This window comes from Neisseria sp. P0021.S005, assembly GCF_051956955.1.
The window spans coordinates 1-14,393 of the sequence record NZ_JBQCWY010000047.1; the positions used below are offsets into that span (position 1 = coordinate 1).

The 14,393-nt window shown below is 48.1% G+C and carries 13 protein-coding genes and 1 pseudogene; 2 read left to right on the plus strand and 12 right to left on the minus strand.

Annotated features, from left to right (window positions below; genetic code table 11):
* Window positions 1-153: 153 nt before the first annotated feature.
* The 4 genes from hexR to zwf form a co-directional block, all read right to left on the minus strand.
* Window positions 154-1,002, minus strand: a complete 849-nt coding sequence (hexR, locus tag ACTHUE_RS04800) for a DNA-binding transcriptional regulator HexR (protein WP_004519348.1) — start codon at window positions 1,000-1,002, stop codon at window positions 154-156.
* 77 nt (window positions 1,003-1,079) lie between these two features.
* Window positions 1,080-2,060: a glucokinase gene (locus tag ACTHUE_RS04805; protein WP_039861966.1), complete on the minus strand. Its 981-nt coding sequence runs from the start codon at window positions 2,058-2,060 to the stop codon at window positions 1,080-1,082.
* Entirely contained in the window at window positions 2,041-2,736 is a 696-nt protein-coding gene (gene pgl, locus ACTHUE_RS04810) for a 6-phosphogluconolactonase (protein ID WP_039861965.1), read from the minus strand. Before pgl ends, ACTHUE_RS04805 begins: the two co-directional genes overlap by 20 nt.
* 63 nt (window positions 2,737-2,799) lie before the next feature.
* A complete protein-coding gene (gene zwf, locus ACTHUE_RS04815; protein WP_039862026.1) occupies window positions 2,800-4,245 on the minus strand; it encodes a glucose-6-phosphate dehydrogenase in 1,446 nt (481 codons plus the stop codon).
* Between the two features lie 484 nt (window positions 4,246-4,729).
* On the opposite strand from zwf, the gene edd reads away from it, so the two are divergent.
* Complete coding sequence (gene edd / locus ACTHUE_RS04820; RefSeq protein WP_004519344.1) at window positions 4,730-6,565, plus strand: phosphogluconate dehydratase; 1,836 nt, start codon at window positions 4,730-4,732, stop codon at window positions 6,563-6,565.
* 90 nt (window positions 6,566-6,655) lie between these two features.
* Window positions 6,656-7,294 (plus strand): bifunctional 4-hydroxy-2-oxoglutarate aldolase/2-dehydro-3-deoxy-phosphogluconate aldolase, encoded by a 639-nt coding sequence (locus ACTHUE_RS04825; protein ID WP_003745733.1) that lies wholly within the window; start codon window positions 6,656-6,658, stop codon window positions 7,292-7,294.
* Window positions 7,295-7,360: 66 nt separating this feature from the next.
* On the opposite strand, the gene ACTHUE_RS04830 is transcribed toward ACTHUE_RS04825, so the two are convergent.
* From ACTHUE_RS04830 to ACTHUE_RS04865, 8 genes and pseudogenes are all read right to left on the minus strand, one after another.
* On the minus strand, window positions 7,361-8,965 hold the full coding sequence (locus tag ACTHUE_RS04830; protein ID WP_049335410.1) for an NAD(P)-binding protein: 1,605 nt from the start codon (window positions 8,963-8,965) through the stop codon (window positions 7,361-7,363).
* A 67-nt stretch (window positions 8,966-9,032) separates the two neighbouring features.
* The gene (locus tag ACTHUE_RS04835; protein ID WP_224783377.1) at window positions 9,033-9,698 is read right to left on the minus strand and encodes a hypothetical protein; all 666 of its coding nucleotides are present in this window, start codon (window positions 9,696-9,698) and stop codon (window positions 9,033-9,035) included.
* The gene (locus ACTHUE_RS04840) at window positions 9,640-10,725 is read right to left on the minus strand and encodes a DUF4178 domain-containing protein (RefSeq protein WP_224783365.1); all 1,086 of its coding nucleotides are present in this window, start codon (window positions 10,723-10,725) and stop codon (window positions 9,640-9,642) included. Before ACTHUE_RS04840 ends, ACTHUE_RS04835 begins: the two co-directional genes overlap by 59 nt.
* A 97-nt stretch (window positions 10,726-10,822) precedes the next feature.
* The gene (locus ACTHUE_RS04845) at window positions 10,823-12,649 is read right to left on the minus strand and encodes a hypothetical protein (protein ID WP_049335405.1); all 1,827 of its coding nucleotides are present in this window, start codon (window positions 12,647-12,649) and stop codon (window positions 10,823-10,825) included.
* 173 nt (window positions 12,650-12,822) lie between these two features.
* On the minus strand, window positions 12,823-13,404 hold the full coding sequence (locus ACTHUE_RS04850; RefSeq protein ID WP_224783366.1) for a hypothetical protein: 582 nt from the start codon (window positions 13,402-13,404) through the stop codon (window positions 12,823-12,825).
* Between the two features lie 25 nt (window positions 13,405-13,429).
* Window positions 13,430-13,813 carry an adenosylmethionine decarboxylase gene (speD, locus tag ACTHUE_RS04855; RefSeq protein ID WP_049335402.1) on the minus strand — a complete coding sequence of 128 codons (384 nt, stop codon included), beginning with the start codon at window positions 13,811-13,813 and terminating at the stop codon, window positions 13,430-13,432.
* Window positions 13,810-13,956, minus strand: coding sequence for a hypothetical protein (locus tag ACTHUE_RS04860; RefSeq protein WP_162837292.1), 147 nt, complete (start codon window positions 13,954-13,956; stop codon window positions 13,810-13,812). Before ACTHUE_RS04860 ends, speD begins: the two co-directional genes overlap by 4 nt.
* A 1-nt stretch (window position 13,957) precedes the next feature.
* Window positions 13,958-14,393: pseudogene (locus ACTHUE_RS04865) on the minus strand (DUF4178 domain-containing protein); the annotation flags it as partial.

Consider the following 14,393-nt stretch of genomic DNA (forward strand, 5'->3'; position numbering starts at 1 on the left):
GGTGTTTCATCGGATGCTCTCCTGGATAGTGGACAGTTTTGTTGAGAAAACGGCCGTGAGGTCGTCTGAAACGGGAACGGGGTGGTTTCCGTTTTTTGAGGTTTCAGACGGCCTTGATGTGGGTTGGGGCTGTCTGAAGATATCAATGAAGAATCAATCTTTATCGTATTCGATGTGCTTGTTATGTATGCTTTTTTTACTTTTTTGCAGTTGCGTACTGGCAGTATCGCCCAAACGCAAGGCCAAGCCGATGGCAAGAATATCGATAACGGCCAGCTGCAGAAGACGGGACACCATAGGCGTATAAAGCTCGGCATTTTCCTGAGTAGCAATGCTCAATACACAGTCGGCCATTTGAGCCAACGGTGAATCATTGCGGGTCAGCGCGATAACGGCTGCGCCGTTTTCTTTGGCGATACTGGCCGCATCCAACAATTCGATAGATGAGCCGGTATTGGAAATCGCCACCAACACATCCTGCTCGGTCAATACGGAAGCCGCCATCAGCTGGGTATGTGTATCGACATAGGCAACGGTGGACATACCGAAGCGGAAGAATTTGTGTTGCGCATCTTGGGCAACGATGCCGGAGTTGCCGACACCATAAAACTCAACGCGTCGCGCGTGCATCAGAATGGCAATCGCGTTTTCCAGCTCGGATTCTTTCAGGAAACGGCGCTCACCCAAGAGGGAGGCTGCGGCATTGCCCAATACTTTTTCGACCACGCTGCCCATGTTGTCATCGGCGTTTAATTCTTCATGAACGTAAGGCATGCCTTCGTGGCCGATGCTGGCAGACAAAGCGAGTTTGAACTCAGGCAAGCCTTTGTAACCCAAGCTGCGGCAGAAACGGATTACAGTCGGCTGACTGACGGAAGCACGCTCGGCGATTTCCGCCACAGCAGCATGAACGAACCATTTCGGCTCGGCCAACGCAGATTCGGCAACTTTGCGTTCTGCGCCGGAGAGGTTGGACAATGATTCGCTGATTTTGCTTAACATATACTCTACCCTTTGATTCTTTGACGTTCAGGACAAGGTTTTTTTCCACCCCCTGCCCTGCACCGCCGTTTGTGTGTTTAAACGTTATTTAAATGATTGTCTAATGCGACCGCCGCGCCGACGATGCCCGGAAATTCGCTCAATACGACATACACGGGAATAGCGGCAAGATAAGCCTCAAAGCGGCCTTTGTTTTCAAAGCGGCTGCGGAATGGAGACGTTTTAAAGTAATCCAACACGCGCGGGATAATCCCGCCGCACAAATACACGCCGCCGCGCGCACCCAATGACAAAGCCAAATTGGAAGCAACCGTACCCAGCATGGCGCAGAAAATATCCAAAGTCTGACGGCAAATCGGCGATGTTCCGCTCAATGTCTTATCGGTGATTTCAGAAGGCTTCAGACGGCATTGTTTGATGTTGTCGCGTTTGGCCAATGCTTCGTAAATCAGGCTCAGACCTGCGCCGCTCAAGAAACGCTCGGCAGAAACATGGCCGTATTTGTTTTTAGCGTATTGCCAAATCAATACTTCCATATCGTCAAACGGCGGGAAGCTGGTATGGCCGCCCTCGCCTGCCAACGCCACCCAGCCGGCAGCGCTGTGCACCAAACCGCTGACACCCAAACCGGTACCCGGACCGATAACGGCTTTAGGCGCAAATTCGATTGGTTTTTGACCGCCGATTTGTATCAAGTCTTTCTTATCGGTTTTTGTTACCGCCAAAGCCTGGGCGGTAAAGTCGTTCAACAGAATCAACGTTTCAAAACCCAAAGCCTGGCGGGTGGTTTCGATGGAGAATGCCCAGTGGTGGTTGGTCATCTGCACCCAGTCGCCCAAAATCGGATTGGCAATCGCAAAGGCGGCGTGCAAAACTTTCGGACTGCCTGCGCGTTCCAAATAAGTTTTGGCGGCATCAACAATGGTGTCGTAATCCTGGCAAGGCAAGACTTCAGCCTTTTCAATGACCTGTGGTGCAGTTTCAAGTGCAAAACGGGCATTCGTACCGCCGATATCGGCGACCAAACGAGGATAAGCTTCAGTGTGCATAGTAGACATGGCAGTTAATCCCTTGATGATTGAGAATCAGGCTGGTCGGATATTCGGTATCGACCCTTGCTGCAGCCTTGTCGAATACCGCTTTTTTCTCTGCGCCTTGAATGGCCAAAAATACATTCGGCGTTTTGGCAATCGCACCCAAAGTCATACTCACACGCTCATGCGGCGCGGTAACCGGCGTAGTATGAATCAATGTCGGGTCATTGGCTTCATTGATTGCTGCCTGTAATTGAGGCGCTTGAGGGAACAACGACGCCGTATGTCCGTCCCCTCCCATGCCCAACACCAGCACATCAGGTTGCTTATAATGTTTCAATGCGTAAGCAACGACAACTTCAGGTTGTAATTCAGTTTCAGACTTTCCGTCTTCAACAACAGGAATCCATGTGGCAACGGCCGCGTTATTTTTGAGCAGATATTCGCGTACCAAGCCTGTATTGCTGTCGGCATGCGTGGTCGGAACGATACGCTCGTCCACCAAAGTAATGCCGACGTTTTGCCAATTTAAATCTTTTTGCGACAAAGCCTCGAAAAACGCAATCGGCGAACGACCGCCGGAAACGGCCAAAACCGCATGGCCTTTCTCATTCAACGCGGCTTGCAATGCGGCGGCAACGGCATCGGCGAGAGCTTGCGCAGCAGTTGCAGCATTTTCTTGTTCGTGCCAAACAAACATGTTTCGTCCTTTCATGGTTTCAGACGGCCTTTTGTTGGAAAACAAGGCCGTCTGAAAGAAATATTATTGCTCTTCGTGCCACTTGTTACCGTCACGGGCCAACAGCGCGCGCGCAGCTTCAGGACCCCAAGAATGGGCTTCGTAAGCATGTGGAGGCGTTGTATTGTTCGCCCAGTTTTCCAGGATAGGCATCACATATTCCCAAGCGGCTTCGAGTTCGTCACGACGGTTGAACAAAGCGAGTTTGCCGTTAATCACATCCAGCAGCAGGCGTTCATAAGCCTCGGCACGGCGACCCTCGACGGCTGTGCCCAAGTCCACGCCAATCGGTGTCACTTCGACTTTGTTGCCAGCACCCGGGGTTTTCACTTGTGTGTAAAGACGGACGGATTCGGTCGGTTGTAGTTCAATAACCAAACGATTCGGCGCAGGTTGGCTGTTGTCAAAAATATGGTTTTGCAGCGGACGGAAGTTCAACACGATTTCCGCCACTTTGCCTGCCATGCGTTTGCCGGTACGCAGGTAGAAAGGTACGCCTTTCCAACGCTCGTTTTCGATTTCGGCTTTGATGGCAACATAGGTTTCAGTGAAACTGTCTTTCGGTACGTCGACTTCTTCCAGATAGCCGTTCATACCGTTTGCTGCAACATATTGGCCGCGAATAACATTTTCGTTGACGGATTCGATGGTCAGCGGTTTCAGCGATTTGATGACTTTCACTTTCTCGTCGCGTACGGCATCGGCATCCAAGCTTGCCGGCGCTTCCATCGCAGTCATACAAAGCATTTGCATCAAGTGGTTTTGCACCATATCGCGCAATGCGCCGGTAATGTCGTAAAACTCACCGCGTTCTTCCACGCCCAACTGCTCGGCGATGGTCAGCTGTACGCTTTCAATATATTTGTTGTTCCACAAAGGCTCGAACATCACATTAGCAAAACGCAAGGCCAGCAGGTTTTGCAGGCTTTCTTTACCCAAATAATGGTCGATACGGTAGATTTGTTCTTCTTTGAAATAACGGGCTACATCTGTATTGATTTGTTGGGAAGAAGCCAAGTCCGTACCCAACGGTTTTTCCAAAACCACGCGCACGTTATCGGCATTCAAACCGATTTCGGCAAGATTTTCACAGGCTTGTGCAAAGAATTTCGGCGCAGTTGAGAGGTAGATCACGACATTCTCAGTATTCTTGCGCGCTTTTACCAAGTCGCCCAAAGCAATGAAGTCGTCTTTCTTTGTCACATCGACTTTCAAATACTCAAGACGTTGGATAAACGATGCCCACGCTTCATCTGAGAAGTTTTGTTTGACATGGATTTTAGAATTCGTTTCCACTTTAGCCAAAAAGCCGGCGGTATCCAATTCGCTGCGGCTTACGCCCAAAATACGACCTTCGGGATGAAGCAAACCGGCTACATGCGCCTGATACAGGCAAGGCAAAAGTTTACGCATTGCCAAATCGCCGGTCGCGCCAAACAACACCAAATCAAAATTTGTCTGTGTACTCATTGTTTCATCTCTCGTTGAGGAAGCTTGCTTCAAAACTTTTGGACTGTCGTCATCCATAAAAATCGATTAAAATCAAAAGCCTTTAAGCAATAAGCAGTAAAGAACCAATCGCCTGCACCAAAATTTCAAACAAGCGGGCTAATGAGTAGTAATACTACACATGGCTACACATTTTGTCTATTCTCATTTTTACAAATTGTTTGATTTAACATAAAAGTTTGATGACTTTTGCAGCCTGCCATTTTACGAATTGACCATACCTCGATTTAAATCAAATTTCTTCCACTTAGTAAATTATTTTGTAACAAAATTACAGATTTTGTACTATAATATGCGGACGCTTCGAAGAGAAAATCTTCAAATATTCAGACGGCCCATATTATTCATTCCCACAGCTCAAGGCCGTCTGAAGAAAACACCCAATACAAAAATCAGAAACGCGCAAACAAAATCCCTATCATATCGTTTAGCCAGGAGACCGCACATGAACCCCACTCCTATTCACCCGAAACTCGCCGAAATTACCGAGCGCATCATCGAGCGCAGCCGCCCGACGCGTGAAAAGTATCTGGCGAAAATCCGCAGCGCCAAACAGATGGGACGCTTAGAGCGCAACCAGCTCGGCTGCAGCAACTTGGCACACGGCTATGCCTCCATGCCTAAGAGCATCAAAATCGAAATGCTTCAGGAAACCGTCCCCAACTTAGGCATCATCACTGCCTACAACGACATGGTTTCCGCACACCAGCCGTTTAAAGACTTCCCTGACCAAATCAAAGACGAAGCACAAAAAAACGGCGCGACCGCCCAAGTCGCCGGCGGCACGCCCGCCATGTGCGACGGCATCACGCAAGGCTACGCCGGCATGGAATTATCGCTGTTTTCCCGCGACGTGATTGCCATGAGTACCGCCATCGGTCTGTCGCATCAAATGTTTGACGGCAGCTTGTTTATGGGCGTATGCGACAAAATCGTTCCGGGCTTAATGATCGGTGCGTTGTCTTTCGGTCATATTCCTGGCATCTTCGTTCCGGCAGGCCCGATGTCTAGCGGTATCGGCAATAAAGAAAAAGCCCGTACCCGCCAGCTTTTCGCCGAAGGTAAAGTCGGCCGCGACGCCTTGCTTGAAAGCGAAATGGGCTCTTACCACAGCCCGGGTACTTGTACCTTCTACGGTACCGCCAACTCCAACCAGATGATGATGGAAATGATGGGCGTACACCTGCCTGCTGCTGCCTTCGTCCACCCTTATACCGACCTGCGCGAAGCACTGACCCGCTACGCAGCCGGACACCTCGCACGCGGCATCAAAAACGGCACCATCAAACCATTGGGCGAAATGTTGACCGAAAAATCCTTCATTAACGCCCTGATCGGCCTGATGGCAACCGGCGGCTCGACCAACCACACCATGCACCTCGTTGCTATGGCGCGTGCTGCAGGCGTGATTTTGAACTGGGACGACTTCGATGAAATTTCTTCCATCATCCCATTGCTGATCCGTGTGTACCCCAACGGCAAAGCCGACGTAAACCACTTTACCGCTGCCGGCGGCCTGCCTTTCGTTATCCGCGAATTGCTGGACGCAGGCCTGTTGCACGATGATGTCGATACCGTTGTCGGACACGGTATGCGCCACTACACCAAAGAGCCTTTCCTCATTGACGGCAAACTTGAATGGCGCGAAGCCCCTGAAACCAGCGGTAATGAAGACATCCTGCGCAAAGCCGACAACCCGTTCTCCCCAGACGGCGGTCTGCGCCTAATGAAAGGCAACATCGGTCGCGGCGTAATTAAAGTGTCCGCCGTGCGCGAAGGCTGCCGCATCATTGAAGCACCCGCCATCGTGTTCAACGACCAACGCGAAGTATTGGCCGCATTTGAACGCGGCGAGTTGGAACGCGATTTCGTCTGTGTTGTCCGCTACCAAGGCCCGCGCGCCAACGGTATGCCCGAATTGCACAAACTGACCCCTCCTTTGGGCATCCTGCAAGACCGCGGCTTTAAAGTGGCACTGCTGACCGACGGCCGTATGTCCGGCGCGTCCGGTAAAGTTCCGGCCTCTATCCACATGACGCCTGAAGCCCTGATGGGCGGCAACATCGCCAAAATCCGTACCGGCGACTTGATCCGCTTCGACTCCGTTACCGGCGAACTCAACGTCCTGATCAACGAAGCCGAATGGAACGCCCGCGAAGTCGAACGTATCGACTTGAGCGCGAATCAACAAGGCTGCGGCCGCGAACTCTTCGCCAACTTCCGCAGCATGACCAGCAGCGCAGAAACCGGTGCCATGAGCTTCGGCGGCGAATTTGCCTAAACCCTTTTCAGACGGCCTCTTAAAACAATCAGGTCGTCTGAAACCATGTTAACGACCCTATTACGATACAGTCCCCAACGGAGACCTAAAATGTCTAAACTGACCCCTCGTGAAATTCTGACTGCCGGCGCAGTTGTGCCGGTAATGGCGATTGACGACTTGAGTACTGCCGTCGATTTGTCCCACGCCCTTGTCGAAGGCGGCATTCCCACCCTCGAAATCACCCTGCGCACCCCTGTCGGTCTCGACGCCATCCGCCTGATTGCCAAAGAAGTTCCTAACGCCATCGTCGGCGCGGGTACGGTAACCAATCCCGAACAGCTCAAAGCCGTCGAAGACGCAGGCGCGGTTTTCGCCATCAGCCCGGGTTTGCACGAATCCCTCGCCAAAGCCAGCCACAACAGTGGCATCCCCCTGATTCCGGGCGTTGCCACTCCTGGCGAAGTCCAACTGGCTTTGGAACACGGCATCGACACCCTCAAACTCTTCCCTGCCGAAGTCGTTGGCGGCAAAGCCATGCTCAAAGCCCTGTACGGCCCTTACGCCGATGTTCGCTTCTGCCCGACCGGCGGCATCAGCCTGGCAACCGCTCCCGAGTACTTGGCGCTGCCTAATGTCTTGTGCGTCGGCGGCTCATGGCTGACCCCAAAAGAAGCCATCAAAAACAAAGACTGGGATACCATCACCCGTCTGGCTCGCGAAGCTGCCGCTTTGAAACCAAAAGCCTAATCAGGTTATTAAGTTAAAAGAGAAAAGGCCGTCTGAATATGATTTCAGACGGCCTTTTTATATCAATTAAGCCAATACTTTCCGCGCCGCTTCCACACCCCAATACAAAGCCTCTTCAAACACCGAATAGCTGCTTAAGTCACTGTGTGCAAATAATAATCCAGTATTTCGATTTCTGATTTTTAATAAAGCCTCATCGCTTAAATAGCCGGGTTTCGGCACGCTCATGCCATGCCCGCGAACGGTAATGTCAACATGGGAAACATGCCGCCAAAAGCCTTCGCCGTAAGCGGTAAGCAGATCTTGTGCGGCAAACTGGAGCAGCTCTTCATCGCTTGCTTCAAGCAGCTGGCGGCGGACGGCTTGTGGCGTATCGTGATTGAGCGCGGCGTAGGCGGTAAAAATCGTACGTTCAGGACGGGCAACCCGGATAAGCTGGTTGGTCGCAACAACATAGCCCAGTCCTTGGCTGCCGTAAACCACATTGTCCCACGCAAGTTCGCTGTTGTTTTTTTCTTTCGGAAAACTGTGCAGTTCAAAATTGGAAACCAGCCATGGCGCGTATTCGGGAATATTCAGACCAAATTGTTCGGGAGATTCAATAATGTGGGCGGCAACCATCAGCGGCATGGCGGAGATAACGTGTTGCGCGGTGACGGCAACGGTTTCCCCTTTTGCATTATCACGCAGCCACACTTCAATCCGGCCGTCTGAAAGCGGTTTGATTTTGACGGCAGAAGCATTAACCGAAGCAGGTTTCTCCAAACGGATACTGTTTTCAGACGGCCATTGCCAGCCTTCCTGCAAATCGGCATGACGGCGCAGGTTTTCAGAAAGATGTGCCAAACCTTCGGGCCAAGTGAGGACAGTTTCTGCATTGTTGCGGGCGGCAAAATAATGCAATCCGGCAAAGGCAGATACTTGCCCGATGCCTTGTCCGTAATCGTCGCGGCAACAATAATCGAGATACCACAAAAGCTCGGGCGAATGGTAACCTTCCTGATCAAGCCATTGTTGAAACGTCAGATGATCGAGCTTTCGCCATGTTTCATCTATCGATGACAGCGCAATCGGAATGGCAAAAATTTTCTTACCGTCATTGCCGTAAGCCTGTTTCAGACGGCCTATCAAATCAAAAAACCGTTTGGAATCCGCATCTTCTTTCGGCAATAAATGTTCTACCCATTTATCCTGATATAAGAGGCGCGATTCGGGCGCATAGACCAAATCGGTTTCCCTAAAGCTGCCATCCGACTGCAAAATACCGAAATCCGCCAACATCTCGCGCACATACACGCTTTCTTTCGACGGCAAAGCCAAATAATGCGCACCGCTCGGCGCTTTCAGGCCGTCTGAAGACGTATAGGCGGCATTGTTGCCATTACGTTCAAACCCTTCTGCCAACAATACATCGCGGTGATTATGCTTCGCCAAATACCACAATGCTCCCAACCCAGCCGCACCGCCGCCGAGTATCAACGTATTGCATTCATAACGACGGGTCGGCGAACTGAGCAATTCCCCGTCACGCAACAAATGCCCCAACGGCAAGCCGACACGGTTAATAGAAACCGGCGGTTTGCGGTTGAGGTACTTATAAGTCTGCCAAGAGAAAGCAGAGGCGGCACCAAGCACGGCGGTATAGCTGAGAAATTGACGGCGGGTTAGCATGTTTTATAAAAAGGTCGTCTGAAAAAATAAAAGTAAAACGATACAACGAGGTTAAGCAGATCTCACGTTATTTATGCCCTGCCGAATAACCATGATAGGATCTGCCGGAATGCGATGAATCACTGTCTTCCGCTTGGACATAGTTGAATAAGACGGTAAGAAAAATGATGAAAGCAAAGAAAATAATCATCCCTACCCGTTCTTCTTCGTAATCACGATCGTTTTTATATCTGTCAGAAATCCATATCCATACCAACGCACACAGACTGACCACTATACCGACAGGACTACGTAGATGCGGCGACAGCCAGGCCGGAAGGTTGACGATGATAAGAATCAGCATAGCAATGATACGGGCTACATTATCTCTACTCCCAACATTTCTATTGTCGCCCTTCAGCCAGTAAGAGAGCATCTCCTTAGTATCAAAAGACAGACCGAATGCCTTTCTCATTTGACGGTAAGACACAGGACTGCTTTTACTCCAGACAATTTCGTCCTTGCTCTGCTCGGAACACAGAATGACATTCCGGCCATAACTTTTCTTGCCGCTATATTCCTTGTAATGAAGCAAATCGCCTTGTTTGACTTTCCAATAAAAAGCACCAGCCGCTACCTCGACCTGCCCGCGGTAATGATCAATCAACATTTCACCGGCAGGATTGCCACTTGAATCAAAGTCCGGCCATGTTTGTAATGGTTTCTGACAGCCGCCAGCGTTTTCCAGACTCAATCAGCCAGGCAAAACCTTGTTGAGTGTTATAAAGCAGATATTCCGTCCAGTATTCGGACTGATTTTGATTATAGGACGATATCTCGACAAATCTTACAGCCCCGATAATCAGATATTCTGTATCGTTCAGACGGCCTTTCGTACCAATGGAAAGTGTGAACAGATTTTCTTGTTCTTTCCTTTGGGCATTTGCCTCCATCAACGCAACAGTATCTTTTGTCGTATTCAAACTGCTGCCGCAAGACTGACATAAAAGGAAAGAAGTAACACCCCTTGGCCAATGAACAGGAGAGCCGCAATGCGGGCAGTTTTCAGAAAGAATCTCTCCTTTCAGACGACCTGCACTTTCATGGATTTCATCATCACTGCGCTTATTTTCCAGCTTCAAACTGTCCAAACTGACTATGCGTCCGAAGTAGGAGTCCATTGGAAACGTCGAATAATCCAAGGTCAAAAACAAATTGCCCCGTCGCCAGTCGCAAACCTCGCCTGCCGCTTGGTTCTCAGATAAGTTGAACGGCAACTCGCCTTGCGCATCGGTATTACGGTAATGTATGGTGCGGACATCTGACGCAATAAAGGTTTGGCCATTAAAGATCAACGAACTGGAACCGGCTTTCACCGACTTAAAATTTTTCGGCCCCCGTCTCCTCTTCTGGGCAAGTAAACATGTCATCACATATAAATCGCCAACCTCGGAAAGCCAGCCGGTCTGCCCGTCATCAAACAAGACATACCATTCATTCCATGCGCCGACATCGTAATGCACCTGCAATCGCCCAATCAGCGTAAATTTCCGATCATCAAAAACGCCTCGCGTTCCAATCTGCAACGGACTGAAATCTTCCAGCAACGCAGAATCACGCCCTGAATTGGCAACAAAATATCCGCTCCTCCCCTTACCGATTCTAGCAACCAGCATACTGTGACAATGGCCACACACCAGCGTCACGGCAGTAGCGGAATACGCCTCCACAGGCGCACCACAGCTTGGGCAATCGGTTTTAAAAAAAGGCGTTTTTTCCATATAACGTCAATATTTCAGTTTAATCAGAACAAGGTTTAAGACCGTCTGAAAACAGCATATGCAAGACTTCAGACGGCCTCTTAATGAAATGTTTACATCAATCTTGTTGAACTTTCGGAGCTTCTTTGAAACGTTTCTTGTTAAGCAGCGTGTCGGCAAAATATGTGAACCGTTTTTCTTCGTTCATATTGCTCATGACATAGTACACCTGTTTGCAACCAGGTTCGTTCAAGATAATCGACTCGGCATCGTTAGTTTCTAGAATGCCTGATTTCTTTATGGTTTTGCTGATGTTTTTGATACATTGCCAGTATGCTGCTTCGCGTTTGTCATCATTTTTTATCAGTTCGAAGGATCGTTTCACCTCTTTCCCTTCTAATACTAACTTATAGGAAAACTTAACCAAGGAAGGCCCCTCTTCATATTTATCTTTTGAAGCTAATAGCTCTTCTAAAGTTTGACCCTGAATTTTTTTTAAGAAGGTACGGTAATACAGAATACACTGAGTATCGCTTAGCCAATCTATTCCTTCTCCTTCTTTACAACGAGCTCGTAGTTCAGTAAGTAATTCATCTATACTTTTTTTCTCTAACTTGTCCATTTCAGGCTGTATTTTTTCAATCAAGATTAACCTCAGGGCAGTAGAAATTATCTTTTTCTGCTTCTGTTCTTCTTCCGTACCCGAGAAGTCACTTTCGATATCTGGATAGTCTTGTTTTATAGTGCTCCTGAAATTTTGCCAAGGTGTTTGGGCATATTTTTGAGCCAAGCTTTTTTTGGTTTGTAAGACTTCGGGCGATTCTTCCAGCTGCTTCCGCCATGCTATTCCTGATAGCTCTTCATCGATGAGAAATTTCTCGTTTTCTTCCTGGCTTTGTTTGACTATTTTGTGGAAAATTTTGCTTTCAACCGCGACATTTAAATCCAGAGGAAACTCCAATTGTTTCATAATGTTATCGGTAACGGCACATTCGGGATAAAAACCGAGATAAAACTCCGGCTCGAAATTTTCTTCAAAGCTGTCCATTTGGGTAACCGAGACTTTTTCTCCGATTTTTTTTACACACTGCCTATATTCGGAATCGAGTTTACCGTAGTCTGACATTAATTCTCGATTTATTTTCTCCAAAGCAGATCCAAGGGTAAAACGATAAGCTTCAAATAAAATAGGAACAGGCATATGCTCGCCGTCGTTATACTGTTTTTCCATCTCCACTAATTCGGATAGTGTTTTTTTCGAGAGTTTTTCTTTTAAAACATGATAATAGACTTTACACGAAGGGATATAGCCCCAAGTATCCTCCTTGCAGATTTGCGACATCTTTTGGGTCAGCGTTTCAATATTGTTCGCTTCCGATTCTGCTATAAACCGTTTCGCTTTATCAATAAAGATACGTTCGATGGCTTCTTTTTTTGCATATTCTTCTGACGTACTGTCTGTGTAAAGGAAATGGACAGATTCCTGATAGAGTGCGGCAGGATAAAACTTTTTCCAATCTATTTCTGAGTATTTCTTTTCTAGTTCTGCTTTAAACCGCATAACCTGTGCCTCAAATTTTTGATTGGTGGCTTCACTTTCCTCATTTTCCCTCTGCCATTTGCGTAATGGTTCTGCGGAATTAGCAGCCGTCCACGCAGCGATACAAGAAAATAATTCCGCATTATCTTGGTTGAGCATTAAAAGGTCATCGGGATACGCAGCAATCATTTGTTGATCTCTGCTGTTTTCCATATCAACGCCTGCTTTCTCAAATACTCTGTCTTTCAAACATTGCTCTTTTTTTGCTTGGGCTTCGTCAAGATGTTGGAAATAATATGCACGGTCTTTCACCGTTGAAGCATGAGGAACCGAAGGATGATGACTGACACATGCTCCTAAGGTGAGCATGGATAAGGCAAAAATGATGGAAGTACGAACATGCATTTCTGATTTCCTTAATCAGGATATTTTAAAAATGTAAGATAAAGCCGTCTGAAAACGGATTGAATATGCTTTCAGACGGCCTGTCTTTTAATAAAGAATAAGTTAAATCTTTTTTCTTGATTGTTCTGCCATATGATGAACTTTGTTTTTTTCTTTAACTAAAGCCAAGTTTACTAATCGGCAAAAAATTGTACATCTCTCTCTTTTACCCATCCGGTTGGGCAAACGCCTTTTGCGACAATAAGCAACTGACCTTCATTATCAACATGAGTGGAAAGACGACATTTTTTGCCTTTGGGCGGTTTGATTTTCCATTCAGTCGGGAAATCGGTAGGTTTGGTGCAGTTGTCAGGCAGGCCCATATCATGACAACTGATTTGGTTTTCTTTGATTGCCAAAGGTACTTTTTTTACTTTTATCCAAGAGTATCCTTCTTCGGTATTTTTGCTGTCATTACCGACAACGCAAAGGTATTGCATATGGTGCAATTGAGTGATTGAAGATGCTTTATCGTCCGGTTGAGCTTGCAGGGATGCGCCTTGGTTATTACTGACATAAACTTGATTACGGCAATACTCGGTACGATCATGTGTTAATTTTTTTGCTTCGGCACTTTCCACTCCAAGCAAAAACAAACCTGCAAGCAAGTAAATAACCAATGGCAAACTTCTGTTTCTCTTCCAATCTTTTATTTTAAGCATTTTGTTTAAAAGCCTTTTTATACAAAATTTGTTATCTAATTTACTATCAGCCAATTTTTTCCAGACGGCCCGACAGATTTTATTGTTCAACCGATGGTTGTACATCGTCCAGTATACCTTCGCCACGTTGCACAACCGTCCAAACAGCCCTTGCTGCCACCAACTCCCTGCACAAGATTTCCTTCACTTTTTCCAATTTCATACCGCCGCAAATAAATGCATCAATAGCAGCGAAGCGGTGTTCAGGCCAAGTGTGGATACTGATATGGGACTCGGCGAGCAGCAAAACACCGGTTACGCCGCCTGCGCCACCGAAGGTGTGGAAGTGTTCGGTCAATATGGTGGCTTCTGCAGCCTGTGCGGCAGCCACCAAAGCGGTTTTCAGACGGCCTTCATCTTTTAAGATGGCTTCATCGCAACCGTATAAGTCCAATAGGCCATGATTACCGGGCGCATGGGTCATTTATGGCCTCCGGAATAACCGCTGCCGCCATAATAGCCGCCGGAGTGCATACGCGAGCCGTCGGAATCGGAAGAGCCGTAGCTGATGATCATGGAGATGACGATGATGATGGTACTGAAAATGATGTAAGTGATTCTCGACATGTTAATCCTCGTCCTCGTCTTTTTTGCCCATGGTCCACAACAACCAGCATCCTATAAAGATGACGGTAAGTGCGGCAGAACTATCGCCGGTCAGAAGCGCAGGGAGATTGACGACAACCAGGATGACGGTCATTATGATTCTTAATGATTTATCAATGCCGTCCGCCGCCATGTTTGCAGTGTAATGCGGAGCTTGGCTGGTCAGATTAAACGCGTCTGCAATCTCCCGATAAGCAATTGGGGCACTTCTAGTCCATGCCATTTCGTGACTGTTTAGTTCGGAGCCAATCTTACGGCTTTGTCCGTCTCTGTAATCGCTGTAATAGTTCAAATCACCGTTTCGGACACGCCAATAAAACGCTCCGCTGGCAATCCTGACCCGTCCGCCATAGTCATAAAGTTTGCCATAGCCTTGCGGTTGGCGGTTGCGGTCGAGG